Here is a 19,586-nt window from a genome sequence, read left to right on the forward strand (position 1 = left end):
CTATTCGAATATGCAGTAGAGTCCGATAAAAATTAATGTCACAGCCAAACCGGTAAATCCAAAGAGAATGAAATTGTACCATTCGGGCCAGGGATTGGTTAGGCTTAGTACACAGCTTACAAAACCCATGAAAGCACCTATGCCCAAAAAGATGAAACCATTGAATTGCTTTTGTGCATTGCAATGCTTTTTGTACGCCTGTATATGCGCTTGAATGGATTCCAGATCCAGGCCTTTTTGTTGTAAACGCTGTTCAATTGCTTCAATAGAAAGGCGTTCTCTTACCCATTCTTTGAGTAGCACGGCATCAATAACCATTGTCTGGCTCATGGCAATCGTTTGTGTATTGGCTAATGCACAGGTCCTTCGCGCAGCAGTAAATTAGGATTTTTTGGTAAAAAACATCAACGGTTTTGTTCAGAAATCCAATGAAACTGCTTTTCTGCAAGGGGAAAGCCCTTTAACCTGCGCTTGAGTAATAGCTTTCTGGCACTGGAATCCGGATAGGCGCTCAATACGAGGTAAACGCTATCCCGATATTGATAGCGGAACTGCAGGAGTGGCAAACTATCTGCACCTGTTTTACGCAATGCAATTGTATTGGTGGCACTATCCAGTTTATAATGAAAATAGCTGCGGCCATATCGCTGGCGAAAACGGGTGTCGGCTGTTTTGATACTGCCGCCGGAAGCCACATCAAAAACCAGATTCTGCCAGTAAACAGAATCCGGGTGATCAGGTGTGATGGATTGGCCGTTCACTTGGTGCTCTAACACATCGTAGATGCCTTGTTTGATTGGACTGGCTTTTGCTTCCTGATTGCCCATTGCACCAATATCCATGGCAAGATTCAAGCCAACAACATATAAGACCAATGTCCACTTAGCCACACGCGCAATTCTTCTACCCCGCTTGGTTTCGAAAGGGAAAATAAAAATCTGACTGGGCCTTGCTTCCAATCGAAAAAAGAAAGCAATCAATCTGGGCAATTCATGCGCAAGCAAATAGAGACATAACACAACCAACATAATGGAATTAGCTTTCACCGGAATATCATACCCAAGATTGAGCATCATCACATTGATGAAAACCCCACCAGAAACCAAAGCACCCAAGGTTGCGGTTTGTCTGAACAGTAGTAAGAAAGCAGCAAACAATTCAATAGCACCCGAGAAAAACTGATATGGATATGAATACCCTAAAAACATCCAGGATAAACGCATGGGCAGAAAATCACCCAACGGCGTTGCTAGCTGGCTGAGGTTAGGAAAAACAAATTGCAATCCGAATACTTTTACAAACCCATAAGAGAAACCATTGAAAATGATGAAATAACGAACCATTGTCACTATCCAATATTCCAAGCGTTGATAATGGCTTCGTTTTCTGTCCAGAATACTCCAGATCAATGCAGCAATAAATGAGAGTAAGAGAAACGTGAATGTTGTCATCCACATTTCAGGAAAATCGCCATTGCCATTGGGGGGCAGTTTGGCCGGTTCTATGTGCCAAAGCCATTGGTTGAATAGTTTAGACACAGCATCTATTCCATCATACACATAGCCCATCAGCATATTGATGCCGGGTAGTATTTCCATTGACATTGGAATAATCCATAAAGCAAAAAAAATGGCATAGAAGCGGAAGCAAAACTTCCGCAGCAGGCTCCAGGACTGTGCGTTCATGTGCTAGGTTTTACTAAATGTACAAAGTCGCACTATTTTAGAAAAGCATTTCAACCGAAATAATATCTTTATCAAAATTTGATTATGCGACAAATATTCAGCTGCACCGCTTTACTTCTCGCCCTCGGTTTTGTTTCCTGTAAGAAAACGGAAACACCTGCCGGCACTGCCTTTGTGCGGGTGATTCACGGGGTACCCGATCTAGGCGCGATGGAAGTTAAGTTCAATGGTGCAACTGTGTCCACCATCAATAGTTATGCATTATCCAGCACTTATATCAGCACCAAATCAGGCACGGTAACCATTGAAGTAAAAGGCAGTAGTGCCAGTACTACTTTATCAACAGTAAGTATCAACGCTACTGCAAACTCCTATAACACAGTAGTGTTTGCTGATCTTAGTGCAAGCGTAAAAGCGTCTCAAACAGTTGATGAACCGGTACCAGCTTCGGGTAAAGCCAAAATCAATGTTTTGCATCTGGCCAATACCCAAGGCAATGCAGGCTTCTCCTTAAGCAGTGGCACCAGTATTGCCGGCAGCAGGTCTTTCAACGATCAGCAAACTGTAGCCGGCGTGGCAGCATATACAAATGTGGATCCGGGTTCTGTAACACTAGAAGCACGGGCACCCTTTACAACAGGTAGTGTAGGTGTGATTACTACAAGCACGCAAACCCTGCAGGCTGGAAAAAGCTACACCTATGTCTTTAGAAATCCGGTAGCCCCAAGTACCATTCCAGCTTTCACTTTTATCAGTAACTAAGCTTAAGGAGAAGAAGGCTTTAGGAAAACTTGTCGCTTTTTTACCAATAGGCTAAAGGCATTGCCCTTGAATTTTATGGTACAAACACCTACCATGAAAAGAAAGCAATTCCTCCGCCAATCACTGATGTCGATTCCGGCATTAGCCCTGTTACAAACTGTACAGGCACAAGAACCCACCAGTAATTCAAAGCCCTTTGTTGTTGATGCTGGTAAATCCAGATTCGGGGATACTATCAAATTTCTGGGTGTACACCCCAACGATTTGAAGATATCTTCAAAAGATACTGGCGGACAGTTATCAGTTTTTGATTACACAGGCCTGGATAAAGTTGGTCCTATGCTGCACATCCATTTCAAACAGGATGAGATCTTCACAGTGATTGATGGCTCCTACCGTTTTGTTGTAGGAAATGAAACCCATGTATTGCATGCGGGACAAACCATTTTTCTTCCTCGCGGTATTCCCCATACCTGGATTCAATTATCGGATAAAGGCAGATTGATTTATATGTTACAGCCTGCGGGTAAAATGGAGGAATTTTTCGTACTCATGAATAGCCTTAAAGAAAGACCCAGTGAAGCAGAAATGAACAGAATTCACGCGGCACATGACATGAAAGTGGTTGGTCCGCCTCTGACCTTATAAAATTTGCTGTATATTAACTGCATATTCCTGCTGCTTGTTACTCAAAGACTTTCCACCTGCTGCCGATATTTCGGATTATGTGCAATTGCTGCGCATCGTACACCTGCAGTTTGATGCTAATCAGCCATTGCCTTTCAAAGCATATCCGCCAAGACCGGAGCATTGCCTTGCTTTTTATCCATTTGATACGGAGAAAATCAGTTATGCTTCAGACGGAAAGGAAGTAAAAAATGTACCGGTGGTTTTGTATGGACAGTTTGCTGAAGTTACCAACCGATATATCGGTGCAAATTTCTTGGTGGTGCAGGTAATTTTTTGGCCCGGAGCTTTGTATCGCCTGACGGGGATACCTGCTGATGAACTAACGAATGTATACGCAGATGCCAGCACATTTATTCAAGCTAATCTTGAGCAAACCAATGAATTGCTTCGCAGGGCACACAACTATGCCGCCATGCTGCACATTGTGCAGGATTTAGTACGATGCTTAATTCGTAAAGCGAAAAAAAGCAGATTACCCATTGATGATGCCATTGCACAAATGCTGAAACCTGCTTCAGCCCTTTCTGTGGATGGTATTGCACGTCAAGCATGCTTGAGTATCAGACAGCTGGAAAGAAAGTTTAAGGAACGCACTGGCGTGAACCCAAAACTCTATCAAAGAATTATTCAGTTTGATCGAGCATTTAGGCTGAAGAACTCACACCCACATCTTGATTGGTTACGCATTGCCCTAGAGTGCGGCTATCATGATCATCAGCATTTGGCCAAAGCCTATAAAGATTTGACAGGTCTTAGCCCGAATGCCTTTCACGAAATAGAAGAACGTGCGCCTGAAAGGCATTTCGGACTCAATGAAGGCTATTATCAAGCTTGATACGCCTTAAAGCTTACATACCCAACTGATGTTTTGCTGCAGTAACTCTTGCGATTTCATAACCCGCATCCGCATGCCTGATTACACCCATACCCGGATCATTGCGTAAGACACGTGCTAATCTGGCTGCAGCTGCATCAGTACCATCAGCAACAATCACCATACCCGCATGAATGGAATAACCCATTCCTACCCCACCTCCATGATGCAGTGATACCCAGCTGGCGCCACCTGCAGTATTCACCAATGCATTTAAGATGGGCCAGTCTGCAACAGCGTCGCTACCATCCAGCATGGCTTCGGTTTCTCTGTTGGGAGAAGCTACAGAACCTGTATCTAAGTGGTCGCGACCAATCACAATCGGTGCTTTTACTTTTCCGGTTCGTACCAATTCGTTGAATGCTAAACCAGCTTTTTCTCTTTCTCCTTGTCCCAACCAACAAATACGCGCAGGCAAACCTTGAAACGCAATTTTTTCTTTGGCCATTTTCATCCAACGCAACATACCCTTGTTCTCTGGAAACATTTCCATAATGAGCTGATCCGTTACAGCAATATCAGCTGGGTCACCACTCAATGCTGCCCAACGGAAAGGACCTTTACCCTCGCAGAATAAAGGACGGATATACGCTGGTACAAATCCGGGGAAATCAAAATTTCTACCTGCAACAGTTGCGGTAATGCCTGCTAGCACCCCATGTTCTTTTTCATACTCCGCAGCGCGTGCGCGGATATTGTTGCCATAATCAAATGTAATAGCACCTTTATCCATCAATGCAACCATCAATTGAACGTGGTGATACATAGATGCATAACTCATGCGTGTGTAAGTTTCTGGATCTTTCGCACGCAATGCATTGGCAGCTTCATTACTCAACTGGTGTGGAATATAACCAATGAGTGGATCATGCGCAGAAGTTTGATCCGTTAAAGTATCGGGAATGATATTGCGTTCCAACAATCTTTGCAATAGCTGAACAGCATTGCACAATACACCAATACTCTTGGCTACACCTTGCTGCTTATATAAAAGCGCTTGATCAATCGCCGCATCGATATCTGTGAATTTTTCATCGAGGTATTTTGTCTCCAAACGTTTATCAATACGCCACTCTTCTACTTCTGCAATCAAGGCCACACCTTCATTCATGGTGATGGCCAGAGGTTGTGCGCCACCCATGCCGCCAAGCCCGGCAGTTACATTTAGTGTTCCTTTGAGTGTGCCGCCAAAATGTTTGTCGGCAGCAGCTGCATAAGTTTCATAAGTACCTTGTACAATACCTTGTGAACCGATATAAATCCATGAGCCCGCAGTCATTTGTCCGTACATCATCAAACCTTTTTTCTCCAGCTCAGTGAAATGCTGCCAATTAGCCCAATTAGGCACCAATTGCGAATTACTAATGAGTACACGCGGTGCATCCGCATGTGTTTTCATGATACCTACTGGTTTACCGCTTTGTATCAAAAGAGATTCATCGTTCTCTAAGATTTTCAAGCCGGCAATAATCTTATCCAGTGCTTCAAAATTCCTGGCCGCTTTCCCTCTGCCACCATACACAATCAAATCATCTGGTCTTTCTGCAACAGCAGGATCAAGATTATTCAGGAGCATACGTAATGCTGCTTCCTGTACCCAGCCTTTACAGTTGAGGGTATTGCCTTTGGGCGTAGCATATTTGATAGGATCGTATTTCATAACAAGCAATTAAAAGGTATAAGATTGAATGAATTGAACAGCCTGCTGCATATCCTTGTGCAGAATTCTGTCTTTCTCGTTAAAGCTGACTTGCTCTCGGAAAGCTTTGTGCATTTTCTCCAACACAGGTGAGCTTTGCAAAGGTCTTCTGAAATCCAAAGCCTGTGCAGCACTAAGTAATTCTATGGCCAACACACGCTCAACATTTTGTAATACACGCCAGCACTTGGTAGCCGCATTGGCTCCCATGCTCACATGGTCTTCCTGATTATTGGAAGATGAAATACTATCTACAGATGCAGGTGTACACAATTGTTTGTTTTCACTCACAATGCCTGCAGCTGTGTATTGGGGAATCATAAAGCCGCTATTGAGTCCTGCTTCCTTAACTAAGAATAAAGGCAGTCCTCTTTGTCCGCTTATCAGCTGATAAGTTCTGCGCTCACTGATATTGGCAAGCTCACTCATGGCAATACTCAGAAAGTCGAGATGCAATGCCAATGGTTGTCCGTGAAAATTACCACCGCTCACAATCATATCCTCCTCAGGAAAGACATTTGGGTTATCCGTTACAGAATTGATCTCGCGCATAAAGACATTGAGCACTGTTTCAAATACATCCTGCGAAGCACCATGCACTTGCGGCGCACAGCGGAAGGAATATGGATCTTGTACTTGTGATTTCGCTTGTGTGGCAATGGCACTACCCTGAAGGTAATTTGCTATCTGTTGTGCTGCTTTTACCTGCCCTTTATGCGCTCGAATCTGATGAATCAATGGATGTAAAGGTTCCTGCACACAATCAAATGCATCAAAAGAAAGTGCTGCAATCATGTCTGCTAAAGCCAGTAAACGTTCAGCTTTTTTCAAACAATACAAACCATAGGCGCTCATGAACTGGGTACCGTTGATGAGTGCTAGTCCTTCCTTGCTTTGCAAGTGAATAGGTTCCCAGCCCAATTCTTTCCATACAGAAGCGGTATCTCTTTTTACTCCTTGGAAATACACTTCACCCAAACCTAACAAGGGCAGACTTAAGTGACTGAGTGGCGCCAAATCACCAGATGCGCCTAAAGAACCTTGGGTGTAAATAATAGGCAGCACTTCATGATTGTACATATCCATCAATCGCTTCACGGTATCAATCTGCACGCCACTGTGGCCATAACTTAGGCTTTTGATTTTAAGCATGAGCATTAGCTTTACAATATCCTTAGGCACTTCATCGCCCATACCACATGCATGTGATACAATCAGGTTGTACTGTAACTGCTCAATAGAGTCCGCATCAATGCGTACATGCTGTAAATATCCAAAACCAGTATTGATACCATAATAGGTATGATCAGCTTCCGTCATTTTACCATCGAGGTATTCGCGGCAACGCAGAATTTTCTCATGTGCATCATAAGTAATGGATACCTGTTGCTGAAAGTCGAGCAAATTTTTCACCTGCTCAAAATGCAGCCACTTACTGTCTAAGGGTAAATAGTTATAGCTCATAATCAATCGTTAGGGTAATGCTTGTGTAATTCTGTTCACTAATGACTCCTGCTCCAACGCTTTCTCTATCTGCGTAAGTGCCAGTAAGATTTTGGCACTTTCTTTTCCTGATGCTGTTAAACCAGCCATCGCCGTTTCCAGTGCGCGCCATACAGGTTGAATTTGCTCGAGTAGCTTTTTTCCTTTCGCCGTTAGGGTAATCACTTTCTTTCTGGCATCTGCTGCTGATACGACCGATTTAACCAATCCTTTTTTCTGTAATGCACTCACGAGCTGACTCATAGCAGAATGAGAAACATTCAATGCATCGGCAATATCCTTGATAGACACTTCGTCTTGTTGTGACAAGAAATAGAAAACAGGAAACCAAGACGCATCAAAAGCAATTCCGCGCTGCGCATAGGCTTGGTTCACCTCTTGAATTAAGGTTTCACTTAGTCGCCGGAGTCGGCTGCCCATCACCAGAAATCCAAGATCACGATAGAACTGCATAAATTATATAAGTACTTATACATTTCGAAAGTACAAATACTCCTTAATTCAAGAACTTAAAAAATGCAATGTGGATAAACCCTAGTAAGCGAGGTCTTCGTAAGCGGCTTGCAGCTCATTGTAAGCATGCTGGTCTTTGGCTGTTTTAGCCGCAGCCATTCCCTTTTCATACCACTCGATAGCGGCATTGGTTTCACCCAGCTTCTCCAATAGCTTCCCGAGATGATAATAAGAGCCCACATAATCAGGGCTTTCTGTGAGGATGTCCAGAAATAAAGCCTTAGCCTCTGCATCTTTATTCAGTTTGGTGTACTCCAAAGCCAATGCATGACGGAGAAAATTGTCCTTAGGCTGTTTCTTTAAAAACTCGAGGATGCGGGCGATTCTGTCCATGCCGCAAAAATAAGCCGGATGCCTATCTGGCGGTGGAAAACTCCATTTTCACAGTTTTTTTAGGGTTGCAACTTTGCCGCAAACTTTTTGCTGCTATATTTGTAAATAGTTGCATAAACAACTATCCTAAATTTCTTCATATGAAAATCTTAGTCTGCGTTAGCAAAACACCAGACACTACTTCAAAGATTGCCTTCAAGGATGGCAATACGAAGTTTGATGAGAATGGTGTTCAGTGGATCATCAATCCGTATGATGAGTGGTATGCATTGGTGCGTGCCATTGAATTGAAAGAAAAAGATGCATCTGTTACCCTGCATATGGTGACCGTTGGCGGCGCAGATGCAGAACCCATCATTCGTAAAGCTCTGGCATTGGGTGGTGATGAAGCCATTCGTGTGAATGGTGACAGTAGTGACAGCTATTATATCGCTGCGCAGATTGCAGAGATAGCCAAGCAAGGTGGTTATGATCTGGTTTTAACCGGTAAAGAAACCATCGACTACAATGGCTCAGCGATTGGTGCTTTGGTAGCAGAAATGCTGGATATGCCTTATGTGAGCCTGGCAACTAAGTTTGATCTGGAAGGCAATAATGCAACAGTTACACGCGAGATTGAAGGTGGTGAAGAAGTATGCGAAGTGGCATTACCATTGGTGGTAAGCTGCCAGAAAGGTGTAGCTGAGCAACGCATCCCCAACATGCGTGGCATCATGGCAGCAAGAACCAAACCATTGAAAGTGGTTGAGCCTGCTGCAGTAGAGGCATTGACAAGCGTGGTAAGTTTTGAACTGCCTCCAGCAAAAGCCGGTGTGAAACTGGTACCTGCAGACAATGTTGCTGAGCTGGTACGTCTGTTACACGAAGAAGCAAAAGCCATTTAATCAACTCATTAAAACGAATCTTATGTCAGTACTGATTTTTGCAGACCAGACTGAAGGACATATCAAGAAAGCTTCGTATGAAGCATTGTCTTACGGTAGCCAGTTGGCGAAACAACTTGGTGTTGCGGCTGAAGCAATTGTATTGGGCAATGTGCAGGATGATCTGAGCGCATTGGGTAAATACGGCGTGAGCAAAGTACACCATGCTGCCAATGATGTATTCAATCATTTTGATGCACAAGCATATGCCAAGGGTATTGCAGATGCGGCCAATGCTGCTGGTGCTACTGTAGTAGTACTATCACAAACACAATCTGGTAAAGCTATCGCGGGACGTGTAGCGGCACGCTTGAAAGCTGGTTTGGTTTCAGGTGCTATTGCATTACCTGATACCTCTAACGGATTTGTGGTTAAGAAATCTTGCTTTTCCGGTAAAGCATTTGCGCATGTTAGCGTGAATTCACCAGTGAAAGTAATTGCCCTGAACCCGAATAGTGTGAGCGTTGTAACATCAGATGCCAATGCTACTGTTGCAGCATTAAGTCTGGACGCCAGCTCTCGAGTGAAAGTAACTGCTGTGAATAAAGTAAGCGGCGAAGTGCCTTTGACAGAAGCGGATATTGTGGTAAGTGGGGGTCGCGGTTTAAAAGGACCAGAAAACTGGGGTATTCTCTTAGACCTCGCAAAAACACTCGGTGCCGCTACAGCTTGTAGTCGCCCTGTAGGTGATGCCCATTGGAGACCACACCATGAGCACGTTGGTCAGACCGGTGTGCAAGTTGCACCAAATCTGTACATCGCTATTGGTATTTCTGGTGCCATACAACATTTAGCAGGTGTGAACAGAAGTAAGGTAATTGTTGTTATTAATAAAGATCCTGAAGCACCATTCTTCAAAGCTGCAGATTTCGGTATTGTTGGAGATGCATTTGAAGTGGTACCTCAGCTCACAGCTGCTATCAAACAGCTGAAAGGCATCGCTTAATTCGGTTTTGTTACATAGATCAATCCCACCCTTGTGGTGGGATTTTTTATATCATTGACATTATGATTAAGACAGCTGATAATTTAGGTAAACTGCGCATCACCGGAATGGCTGAAGCCATCTCTTGGGTATTCTTATTGTTTTTGGCCATGCCACTAAAATACATTTGGGGCGAGCCACTAGCTGTAAAGATTGTAGGTTGGATACATGGTATCCTCTTCATCGCTTATATGCTGCTATCCCTGATTGTGGTGCAGGAAAAACGCTGGCCATTTAAAAGATTGGTGTATGCAGGTTTAGCCGCATTCTTACCATTTGGTACTTGGTTTTATGATAAGCAGCTGAAGAAATTCGCGGAAGCTTAACCGGGTTTCTTGGTGCTCACTATATCAATATCAAATACCAATATGCTATTGGGTGGGATGGCTTTGCTTCTGCTACGAATAGAATAGGCCAATGTGGATGGTATGAAAATCCGGATGCTACCACCTACCCTTGCTTTGGGCACGGCCAGCTGCCAGCCCTTGATTAATCGCGCCAAAGGAAAAGTTGCAGGCTTATCTTTCGTTTGATCGAAAACACTGCCATCTTTCATGAGATAGCCTTTATAAAAAAGCGTGACAGTATCTGTTAACTGCACTTGCTCACCATTACCTTCTTTCAACATTTGATAAAATACACCATCAACAGAACCTGTTGTATCAATCTTTCCAGCTGCAGCCTGTGCTTTGATATAAGCAATATCTGCATCATGCTGATAAGCGCTATCTACTTGCTTTGTAACATCCACTACTGGTTTATTACCCTTTTCCTTGATCTTGAGATCAGGGGCAATACCAGAAGACTCAGCGATATAAAAAATATCCTGCTCTACACTTCCATTTAATACACTGGCTCTGTTTAACTCGATCCACTGTCCGCGATTCTGTTGCATCCACGCAGTATTGGCTTGCACCAGGAGATTCCCAAATTTCTTCCCATCTAAAGCCAAATAAGGTTGAGGCAAATAGTTGCCATCATTCATTACTTTGGCGCTACCCAATAATTTCCATTGCTGTACATCAGGTAAAAAACAATATCCAGTATAGATGGTGTATTTGTCTGCAGAATCCTGAATACTGCTAATCAGCACTCGATAATTACTTTCATCCTTCCAATCGTAGGACCAGCGAAATGCCAATTCATCCTTACCCTGTTCAGGCATAATGTTATGACCATTGGCCAGGACCTGCGCCTGTTTCTTGTCTGCAATTATTACCAGCGCAATTGAACGGTCTTTTTTGTCGCGCTCAAAACGAACAGACAATTTATTCGACAATCCTGCAACAGCTGCGAATTTCTTAGCATCCTCTGTCTGACGTACTCGTATTTCTGTGTAATACTGTACACTCTTTACGGTATCAGATACCAGATAGCGAAGAATGGATGGGTATAATTGTGCATCTGCCTGCAATACCGTAACAACACTTAAAACAAACAGCAGTTTTTTCATGGAAATTTATTTGTGGTGCAAAACTAATCCTCAGCGAGATTCAAACCATGTTTCACCAGCATGATCTGGCTCCCCAAGATAATTGATAAATAACTCCTCTCCTGCTGAAATATCTCGCACGGTTGTTATGGTAATGGATTCAAAATCGGCATCCATGGTATAATGACAATTGGCCGGTGCATGATGATTGTACATAGATACATAGCCCCATGCCACTGCAGCGCCATCGCCGGCATCACCCCATTCAAAAATATAATTGTAGAGGGCTGTTGCCTCTGCCGCTTTTCTTTCCTCAGCAGAAAGCACCAATACTGGTGAAACTTCAATCACGGTTTCAGCGGGAATGGCTTCGCTGGTAAACACGCCACGACCGCCTTTTTCTGATGGTGCTATATAAATGAACGGAAGTATCATGCAGCAGCAAGTTAATGCAGAAAGCCCGTTTACATAAGGATTTGATTAACTTGCGGCCATGAGCCTGGAACTGGAACAACCCACCCTGCAGGAGCAGTTTGAGCAATTGATTGCAACAGAAGACAAACTGCAGATTCGCGATTTTCTGAATGATCAGAATATCAGCGATGTGGCTTTGCTCATTAATGAATTCCCTGAACACGAAAGCCAGATCATTGCCAATATGAGCATGCATCGTGCTGCGATGGTTTTTAAGATTCTCGACTTCCCTACCCAAAAGCATATCATTCGTGAGCTTCCTTCATTCAAACAAGCTGAACTGCTGAATGAATTACCGGCTGATGATCGTACGGATTTTTTGGAAGAATTACCTAAAGAAGCAATCCGTGATCTCATCAAACTATTGGATCCGGAAGAAAGGAAAATTACTTTATCCTTATTAGGCTATCCTGAAGACAGCGTGGGCAGATTGATGACGCCTGATTATGTATATGTATATGCCCACGATACAGTACAAGATGTTTTCGCAACCATTCGTAAGTATGCGAAGAACAGCGAAACAGTAGATGTGATTTATGTGATCAATGAACAGGGGGAATTGATAGATGATATCCGAATCCGTGATGTGATTCTTGCTGCACCTGATAAACAGGTTGATGAATTGATTGACGGCCGCGTAGTTGCATTGAATGTAAACGATGATCAGGAACATGCCAACCAGGTGTTCAAAATGAATAACCGTGTGGCTTTGCCTGTTACAGATGACAATAATATTCTACTGGGCATTGTTACCATCGATGATATCCTCTGGGTAGCCAATGAAGAGTTCAGTGAAGACATGCAGAAAATGGGTGGTACCGAGGCTTTGGATGAACCATACCTAGATATTCCCATCCTGAAATTATTCCGCAAAAGAGTAGTTTGGCTGATTGTCTTGTTTTTGGGTGAATTACTCACAGCAACTGCTATGGGCTATTTCGAAGACGAGATTACTAAAGCTGTTGTATTAGCCTTATTTGTACCCCTGATTATTTCTAGCGGTGGTAATAGCGGATCGCAAGCTTCTACTTTAATCATTCAAGCCATGGCCGTTGGGGAAATTACCGTAAACGATTGGTGGAGAGTCATGCGCAGAGAAATCATTAGTGGTTTACTATTAGGAACAGTTTTGGGCATCATCGGCTTTTTACGTGTGGTGCTTTGGCATCAATTTGCACCCAATATTTATGGGGAGCATTATATGTCCATCGGCGCAGCAGTAGGCTTCTCTCTTATTGGGGTTGTTTTGTGGGGAACACTATCCGGCTCCATGCTGCCATTACTGCTCAAAAGAATGGGCGCAGACCCTGCAGTTTCATCCGCACCGTTTGTAGCCACACTGGTGGATGTTACCGGCCTTATCATCTATTTCAGTTTTGCCTATTTCTTCTTGCAAGGACTCCTCCTCTAATCCTGCAAAAAGCAGCAATTTGATGCTGATTCATGTTGCCAAAGCAGCATTAGCCCGCAGTGCGAAAAGTTTCCTAACCGATTCTACTGCAATCGATTGAAAATGATGAATATTTGCAATCATGCATTTCCCGCCCCCTGAAGTGCACGGGTATTTTTTGAACAAACAGAACAACCATTATGTGCGGAATCGTTGGTTACACAGGACACCGTGAAGCTTATCCGGTGATCGTCAAAGGATTGAAAAGATTGGAATACAGGGGTTATGATAGTGCCGGCGTGGCACTATTGAATGCAGGCCTCAAACTCTACAAGAAAAAAGGTAAAGTAGCTGATTTGGAAGACAGTGTCATTGGCCAGGATCTACATGGCCATATCGGCATTGGTCATACCCGCTGGGCAACCCACGGTGAGCCTAGTGATAGAAATGCGCACCCGCATTTATCACAATCTGGTCAGCTCGCTATGATCCACAATGGTATCATTGAGAACTATGCGCATATTAAACAAGAGCTGATCAATAAGGGCTATAGCTTTAAGAGCGATACCGATACAGAAGTATTACTCAACTTCATAGAAGATATTCAGCAGAATAATAACTGTACGCTGGAAGAAGCATTGCGCATTGCGTTAAAACGCATTGTAGGTGCTTACTGTATTCTGCTAATTGCGAAAGACGACCCCGAAACGATTATAGCTGCCAGAAAGGGCAGCCCGCTTGTAATTGGTATTGGCAAAGGCGAACATTTTCTTGCCAGCGATGCATCGCCAATCATTGAATACACAAAGGAAGTAGTGTATGTGAATGATTATGAGATTGCCATTGTTCGTCCGGATGAATTGATTCTAAAAAATCTGGGTAATGAAAAGCAAACACCTTTCATTCAGAAACTGGATCTCGAATTAGCAGCTATTGAAAAAGGTGGCTATGAGCATTTCATGTTGAAGGAAATTCACGAGCAACCTGAAACGATTCATGATTGTTTGCGCGGACGTTTATTGCCAGATGCAGGACAAATCGTGATGAGTGGTGTGGAGAATCATCTGGATGCACTCATGCATGCCAAACGTATTCTTATAGTAGCTTGTGGTACCAGCTGGCATGCAGGTTTGGTAGCTGAATACATAATTGAAGAGCTTTGCCGCATTCCTGTTGAAGTAGAATATGCATCTGAGTTCCGTTACCGCAATCCCATCATCCATCCTGGTGATGTCATTATTGCCATCTCACAAAGTGGTGAAACGGCTGATACACTGGTTGCACTGGAAAACGCAAAAGAAAAAGGCGCTTTCATCTTCGGTGTGGTGAATGCTGTAGGTAGCAGTATTGCGCGACTTAGTCATGCTGGCGCTTACACACATGCCGGACCAGAAATTGGTGTTGCAAGTACCAAAGCATTTACAGGTCAGTTAGCAGTATTGATGATGATTGCCATGAAAGTTGGCTTTGCCAAAGGCACCATCACGCAAGAGCGGTACCACAACTTGATGCATGAGTTGAATGCAGTGCCGGAGAAAGTGAAGGAGATTTTGGCAGACACATCCAAGATTCAAGCCATTGCCAATAAATATAAAGACGCTTCAGATTTTCTTTTCCTTGGCCGCGGTTACAACTTCCCTGTTGCATTGGAAGGCGCTTTGAAATTGAAAGAGATTTCTTATATCCACGCAGAAGGTTATCCTGCTGCAGAAATGAAACACGGGCCTATCGCATTGGTAGATGAAAAACTACCAGTTGTATTCGTTGCTACCAAAGACACTTATTACGAAAAGATTGTTTCCAATATACAAGAGATCAAAGCTAGAAAGGGACAAGTGATTGCTGTGGTATCACAGAATGATGTCATTATACCTGATATGGCTAATGACGTCATGTTTGTACCAGAAGCAGATGAATTGATTGCACCCTTACTCAGTGTGATCCCATTGCAGTTATTGAGTTATTATGTTGGTGTAGCGAAAGGCCTGGATGTAGACAAGCCTCGTAACCTCGCCAAGAGTGTAACCGTAGAATAAGTCAATACCACCCTTATGCAACAGAACAATATTCTTAAAGTACCCGTATCCAGCCTGGGCTATGGGTTTATTCCTGCGAATCAAATTCCGAAAGGAAAAGACGAATATTATCTGCGCAATATTCAGAACCGAAGCGGTATTGATTATCGCCAGCTTAGCGCATTTGAGATTGAAGTACTGGTACGCAACAGAAACACCAGCGATAACTGGAATAATATTTTGGTATCAGATGCATTCAACCCGGAACTGGTAAAGAATTGTAAGTTCTATGGACTGGTACGCATTGGTAAACTGGAGGCATTCTACTTAAGTTTCAGCGATTTAAAAGTACCGGTTGGTTTATACAATTCTACCATCATCAGTTGCGATTTTGGCGATAATGTAGTTGTGGATAATGTTAATTACTTATCGCATTATATCATTGGTAATGAAGTGATCCTTACCAATATCAATGAATTGGTTGCGACCAACCATACCAAGTTTGGTAATGGTATTTTGAAAACTGGAGAATCAGAAGCTGTGCGCATCTGGATGGAAATTTGCAATGAAAACACCGGCAGAAAAGTGATCCCATTCAACGGTATGCTGGCTGGCGATGCGTATATCTGGAGCAAGTACAAAGACGATACATTATTACAACAGAAGCTGATTGAAATAACCGAAGCACAGTTTGATACCAAACGTGGCTATTATGGCAAGATTGGCGACAGAACGGTGATTAAAAACTGTAGCATCCTCAAAGACTGTTGGATAGGCAGTGATGCCTATATCAAAGGCGCCAACAAACTCAAAAACCTCACCATCAATTCAGGTGAAGAAGGAAAGACCCAGATTGGTGAGGGTTGCGAAATGGTGAATGGAATTATTGGCTTTGGCTGCAGGGCCTTCTATGGTGTGAAAGCGGTTCGCTTTGTGATGGCATCACATTCACAACTGAAATACGGTGCACGTTTGATTAACTCTTATCTGGGTAATAACGCCACCATTTCTTGTTGCGAAGTATTAAACTCCTTGATCTTCCCTGCCCATGAACAGCACCACAACAATTCCTTCCTCTGTGCTGCAACCATTATGGGACAAAGCAATATTGCAGCCGGAGCTACCATCGGTTCTAATCACAATAGCAGAGGCAATGACGGCGAATTAATAGCCGGTAGAGGTTTCTGGCCCGGACTCTGTGTGAGCTTAAAGCACAATTCTGTGTTCGCGAGCTTTACGATGATTGCCAAGGGCGATTATATGCATGAGTTGCAGATACCTATCCCCTTCTCTCTCATCAGCAATGACGCATCTAATGACCAACTAACAGTAATGCCGGCATTCTGGTTCCAGTATAACATGTATGCGCTGGAAAGAAATGCCTGGAAGTATGTGGATCGTGATAAACGCATTGAACGCAAACAACTGATTGAATACGATTATCTGGCCCCTGATACGATTGAAGAAATCATTCAAGCTATGCAGTTGCTAGAATTGTTTACGGGCAAAGCTTTCCTATTGAAAGAAGAACCCGGTAAAAAGCCAGATCCGAAAAAAGCAGCGGCACTCGGCAAGCAACTGTTGATGAGCCAGGATGCTGTTATTGATAGCCTCTCGATTTACGCAGATGGTTTCGAGAACAGCCGAAGAAAAGTGCAGTTGGTGAAAGTGCGCAATGCCTATGATATCTTCCGCCAACTCATTACCTATTTTGGCGCCAATGCCTTAATGCAATCTTGGCGCGATTCAGGTATCAAATCTTTCCGCAGCTGGCAGGAAAGTCTACCCACTAAGTTGAAACGCCAGCAGTGGATGAATGTGGGCGGACAATTAATGACCACCAACGAACTCAGTAAACTGAAAGAACAGATCAAAAAAGGTAAACTCAAGAACTGGTATGCGGTACATGACCAGTATGAATTGATTGGTCAGCAATACGAAGCACAGAAAAATCATTATGGGTTAGCCGTTTTGGAAGAAATAACCGGACTCAACATACGCAGTGCTGCAGCACATAATATTGTACAACTGTTACAACAGGCTGTTGCCACCAAGGAGTGGATGTGCAAAGGCATTTATGATTCCAGAGCTAAGGATTACAGCAACAGTTTCCGTAAAATGGTCTATGATACAGTGGCTGAAATGAATGCAGTGCTGGGCAAATTGGAACAGAACAGTTTTATCAAAGAACAGGAAATTCAATTAAAACAATACAAGCAGGAAGTAGATCAATACATCAAGCAGCTGGGTAAGAAATGAACCGGGATGTAGATGCCTATATCGACCAATTAGAAACGCCACTCGCCGAGACTGCAGCCATCATCAGGCAATTATTACTGGAAAACGTGCCCGGTATTGAAGAAAAATTTAGCTTCAAAATTCCCTTTTACCATTACCATGGTATGTTTTGCTATCTCAATAAAACCAAAGCGGGACTGGATCTGGGCTTTTGCAGAGGCAAGGATCTGGTTATGGCTTTTCCGCAGTTAGACTTGCGTGGCAGAGATATGGTAGCATCTGTAATCCTTACCCAACCCAAAGACATCCACCAATTGCAGATTCCGGAATTGATTATTGCCGCAGCAGCCTGGAATGAAGAGGCAAAACGCATCCGCAAAAGCTTCCTTAAAAAGCCTGGTGGCAGGGCCCGGAAATAAAAAACCCCGCACTTGGCGGGGCCTTCTTGCAAGAAGTTATTAATTCAGTACAATGAATTACTTCTTAGTAGTATCAGCAGCGGCAGCAGCTGAATCAACTGCAGGAGCAGCAGAATCAACAGCAGGAGCAGCTACAGTAGAATCTACAGTAGTTGCAGGAGAATCAGTTTTAGCTTCAGTGTTTTCACCGCTGTTGCAAGCTACGAAACCAGCGATAGCCAGTAATGCGAGTACTTTTTTCATTGTAAGTGTTTTTTTAATTTGGTCGCAAAGATAGGGCCTCAAGCGAATTCATCAAATTTTAACAGCAATTTTTATTTTTTCCTGAAGAAAATCCTGACAGGCACACCTTGAAATTTAAAATGTGTACGAAGCTGATTTTCAAGGTAGTTACGATAAGGAGTCTTGATATCGTCTGGATAATTCGTGAAAAACGCAAATGATGGTACCTGTGTAGGTAGTTGGGTAACGTATTTGATTTTTACGGAATGCCCACGTACGACCGGTGCATGATAAGCTTCCACCGCTTTCAACATCACATCGTTCAGCTGAGAAGTCGGGATTTTACGGCGTTTGTTCTCAAATACATCTAAACCTATTTCAATGGCTTTGAAGATGCGTGTCTTTTCCTTGGCTGAAATAAAGATCACCGGTACGTCAGTAAATGGCGCAATTCTTTGCTTCAATACCTTCTCATAATCGCGGGCTGTATTGGTTGATTTCTCCATCACATCCCACTTATTCACCAGAATCACCACCCCCTTTCCCTTTCTGGCGGCTAAGGAGAAAATACTTACATCCTGAGCCGTAATACCTTTTGCAGCATCCAGTACCAGCAAGCAGACATCTGCCTCATCCATGGCTTTGATAGCACGGATAACGGAGTAGAACTCCAGATCATCCTTTTCTTTGTTCTTACGGCGGATACCCGCTGTATCAATCAGGATAAACTCTTTCTGAAAGAGATTATAATGGGTATGGATGGTATCACGGGTTGTACCAGCAATATCGCTCACGATGGTACGCTCCTGCCCAATTAACGCATTCAACAAGCTGGATTTGCCCACATTTGGCTGACCGATAATGGCAAATTTGGGTAAAGCTTGTTCAGCTTCTGTAGCTTCAGATTCTTCTGGCTTGATCTGCTCGGTAATCGCATCAAGTAATTCACCGGATCCACTACCGCTAATACTACTGATGAAGAAAATATTATCGAAACCTAAGGAATAAAATTCCGTGGCTTCCAACATACGCTCGTGGTTATCTACTTTGTTAACTGCCAGATAAACCGGTTTGGTACTTCTGCGCAGCAAATGCGCCATACTATCATCCAATTCAGTGATACCGGTAACCACATCTACCATGAAGATCAGGGCATTGGCTTCTTCGATCGCAATCTTTACCTGCTTACGAATTTCTGTTTCAAAAATATCCTCACTATCCGGTACAAAACCACCGGTATCAATGACGTTGAACGTCTTTCCGTTCCATTCGGAAACACCATATTGGCGATCGCGTGTAACGCCGCTCACATCATCCACAATAGCCTTTCTCTGCTCCAACAAGCGGTTGAAGAAAGTACTTTTACCCACGTTTGGGCGACCAACAATTGCAACTGTATACGCAGACATAATGATTCAGAATGGGCGCA

Annotated in this window: 20 protein-coding genes; 10 read left to right on the forward strand and 10 right to left on the reverse strand. The window is 43.4% G+C overall.

Features of this window, described 5'->3' with window-relative positions:
- Both J0L83_05905 and J0L83_05910 read right to left on the reverse strand, forming a co-directional pair.
- Positions 1-330: a hypothetical protein gene (locus J0L83_05905; protein ID MBN8664082.1), complete on the reverse strand. Its 330-nt coding sequence runs from the start codon at positions 328-330 to the stop codon at positions 1-3.
- 74 nt (positions 331-404) lie between these two features.
- Complete coding sequence (locus tag J0L83_05910; GenBank protein ID MBN8664083.1) at positions 405-1,685, reverse strand: hypothetical protein; 1,281 nt, start codon at positions 1,683-1,685, stop codon at positions 405-407.
- 84 nt (positions 1,686-1,769) lie between these two features.
- On the opposite strand from J0L83_05910, the gene J0L83_05915 reads away from it, so the two are divergent.
- From J0L83_05915 to J0L83_05925, 3 genes are all read left to right on the forward strand, one after another.
- Positions 1,770-2,447, forward strand: a complete 678-nt coding sequence (locus J0L83_05915; protein MBN8664084.1) for a DUF4397 domain-containing protein — start codon at positions 1,770-1,772, stop codon at positions 2,445-2,447.
- A gap of 93 nt (positions 2,448-2,540) precedes the next feature.
- The gene (locus tag J0L83_05920) at positions 2,541-3,095 is read left to right on the forward strand and encodes a cupin domain-containing protein (protein ID MBN8664085.1); all 555 of its coding nucleotides are present in this window, start codon (positions 2,541-2,543) and stop codon (positions 3,093-3,095) included.
- A gap of 34 nt (positions 3,096-3,129) precedes the next feature.
- Positions 3,130-3,972 (forward strand): AraC family transcriptional regulator, encoded by an 843-nt coding sequence (locus J0L83_05925; protein MBN8664086.1) that lies wholly within the window; start codon positions 3,130-3,132, stop codon positions 3,970-3,972.
- A gap of 13 nt (positions 3,973-3,985) precedes the next feature.
- Here the strand turns inward: J0L83_05925 and hutU are convergent, their stop codons facing one another.
- From hutU to J0L83_05945, 4 genes are all read right to left on the reverse strand, one after another.
- Positions 3,986-5,671 carry a urocanate hydratase gene (gene hutU / locus J0L83_05930; GenBank protein MBN8664087.1) on the reverse strand — a complete coding sequence of 562 codons (1,686 nt, stop codon included), beginning with the start codon at positions 5,669-5,671 and terminating at the stop codon, positions 3,986-3,988.
- 9 nt (positions 5,672-5,680) lie between these two features.
- Positions 5,681-7,174, reverse strand: a complete 1,494-nt coding sequence (gene hutH / locus J0L83_05935) for a histidine ammonia-lyase (GenBank protein ID MBN8664088.1) — start codon at positions 7,172-7,174, stop codon at positions 5,681-5,683.
- 9 nt (positions 7,175-7,183) lie between these two features.
- Positions 7,184-7,666, reverse strand: coding sequence for a MarR family transcriptional regulator (locus J0L83_05940; GenBank protein ID MBN8664089.1), 483 nt, complete (start codon positions 7,664-7,666; stop codon positions 7,184-7,186).
- A gap of 81 nt (positions 7,667-7,747) precedes the next feature.
- Complete coding sequence (locus J0L83_05945) at positions 7,748-8,059, reverse strand: hypothetical protein (protein ID MBN8664090.1); 312 nt, start codon at positions 8,057-8,059, stop codon at positions 7,748-7,750.
- Between the two features lie 140 nt (positions 8,060-8,199).
- Here J0L83_05945 and J0L83_05950 point away from each other — a divergent pair, with 140 nt between their 5' ends.
- The 3 genes from J0L83_05950 to J0L83_05960 all read left to right on the forward strand — a co-directional run bounded on the left by J0L83_05950 (position 8,200) and on the right by J0L83_05960 (position 10,293).
- Complete coding sequence (locus tag J0L83_05950) at positions 8,200-8,943, forward strand: electron transfer flavoprotein subunit beta/FixA family protein (GenBank protein MBN8664091.1); 744 nt, start codon at positions 8,200-8,202, stop codon at positions 8,941-8,943.
- Positions 8,944-8,965: 22 nt separating this feature from the next.
- A complete protein-coding gene (locus tag J0L83_05955) occupies positions 8,966-9,928 on the forward strand; it encodes an electron transfer flavoprotein subunit alpha/FixB family protein (protein MBN8664092.1) in 963 nt (320 codons plus the stop codon).
- A gap of 62 nt (positions 9,929-9,990) precedes the next feature.
- Complete coding sequence (locus J0L83_05960) at positions 9,991-10,293, forward strand: DUF3817 domain-containing protein (protein ID MBN8664093.1); 303 nt, start codon at positions 9,991-9,993, stop codon at positions 10,291-10,293.
- Here the strand turns inward: J0L83_05960 and J0L83_05965 are convergent.
- Complete coding sequence (locus tag J0L83_05965; protein MBN8664094.1) at positions 10,290-11,420, reverse strand: FKBP-type peptidyl-prolyl cis-trans isomerase; 1,131 nt, start codon at positions 11,418-11,420, stop codon at positions 10,290-10,292. The two genes, J0L83_05960 and J0L83_05965, sit on opposite strands and share 4 nt — an antisense overlap.
- Before the next feature lie 30 nt (positions 11,421-11,450).
- A complete protein-coding gene (locus J0L83_05970) occupies positions 11,451-11,834 on the reverse strand; it encodes an SET domain-containing protein-lysine N-methyltransferase (protein MBN8664095.1) in 384 nt (127 codons plus the stop codon).
- A 58-nt stretch (positions 11,835-11,892) separates the two neighbouring features.
- On the opposite strand from J0L83_05970, the gene mgtE reads away from it, so the two are divergent.
- The 4 genes from mgtE to J0L83_05990 all read left to right on the forward strand — a co-directional run bounded on the left by mgtE (position 11,893) and on the right by J0L83_05990 (position 17,935).
- Positions 11,893-13,284, forward strand: coding sequence for a magnesium transporter (gene mgtE, locus J0L83_05975; GenBank protein MBN8664096.1), 1,392 nt, complete (start codon positions 11,893-11,895; stop codon positions 13,282-13,284).
- 179 nt (positions 13,285-13,463) lie between these two features.
- Positions 13,464-15,299 (forward strand): glutamine--fructose-6-phosphate transaminase (isomerizing), encoded by a 1,836-nt coding sequence (gene glmS / locus J0L83_05980; GenBank protein MBN8664097.1) that lies wholly within the window; start codon positions 13,464-13,466, stop codon positions 15,297-15,299.
- 15 nt (positions 15,300-15,314) lie between these two features.
- A complete protein-coding gene (locus J0L83_05985) occupies positions 15,315-17,537 on the forward strand; it encodes a DUF4954 family protein (protein ID MBN8664098.1) in 2,223 nt (740 codons plus the stop codon).
- Positions 17,534-17,935 (forward strand): DUF1801 domain-containing protein, encoded by a 402-nt coding sequence (locus J0L83_05990; protein ID MBN8664099.1) that lies wholly within the window; start codon positions 17,534-17,536, stop codon positions 17,933-17,935. The genes J0L83_05985 and J0L83_05990 overlap by 4 nt, the downstream gene beginning before the upstream one ends.
- Before the next feature lie 57 nt (positions 17,936-17,992).
- Here J0L83_05990 and J0L83_05995 read toward each other — a convergent pair whose 3' ends face one another.
- Together J0L83_05995 and der are read right to left on the reverse strand one after the other, a co-directional pair.
- Positions 17,993-18,178, reverse strand: a complete 186-nt coding sequence (locus tag J0L83_05995) for a hypothetical protein (GenBank protein MBN8664100.1) — start codon at positions 18,176-18,178, stop codon at positions 17,993-17,995.
- Between the two features lie 71 nt (positions 18,179-18,249).
- Positions 18,250-19,566, reverse strand: a complete 1,317-nt coding sequence (der, locus tag J0L83_06000) for a ribosome biogenesis GTPase Der (GenBank protein MBN8664101.1) — start codon at positions 19,564-19,566, stop codon at positions 18,250-18,252.
- Between the last annotated feature and the right edge of the window lie 20 nt (positions 19,567-19,586).

The sequence above is a fragment of the Chitinophagales bacterium genome (assembly GCA_017303835.1).
GTDB lineage: Bacteria > Bacteroidota > Bacteroidia > Chitinophagales > Chitinophagaceae > JAFLBI01.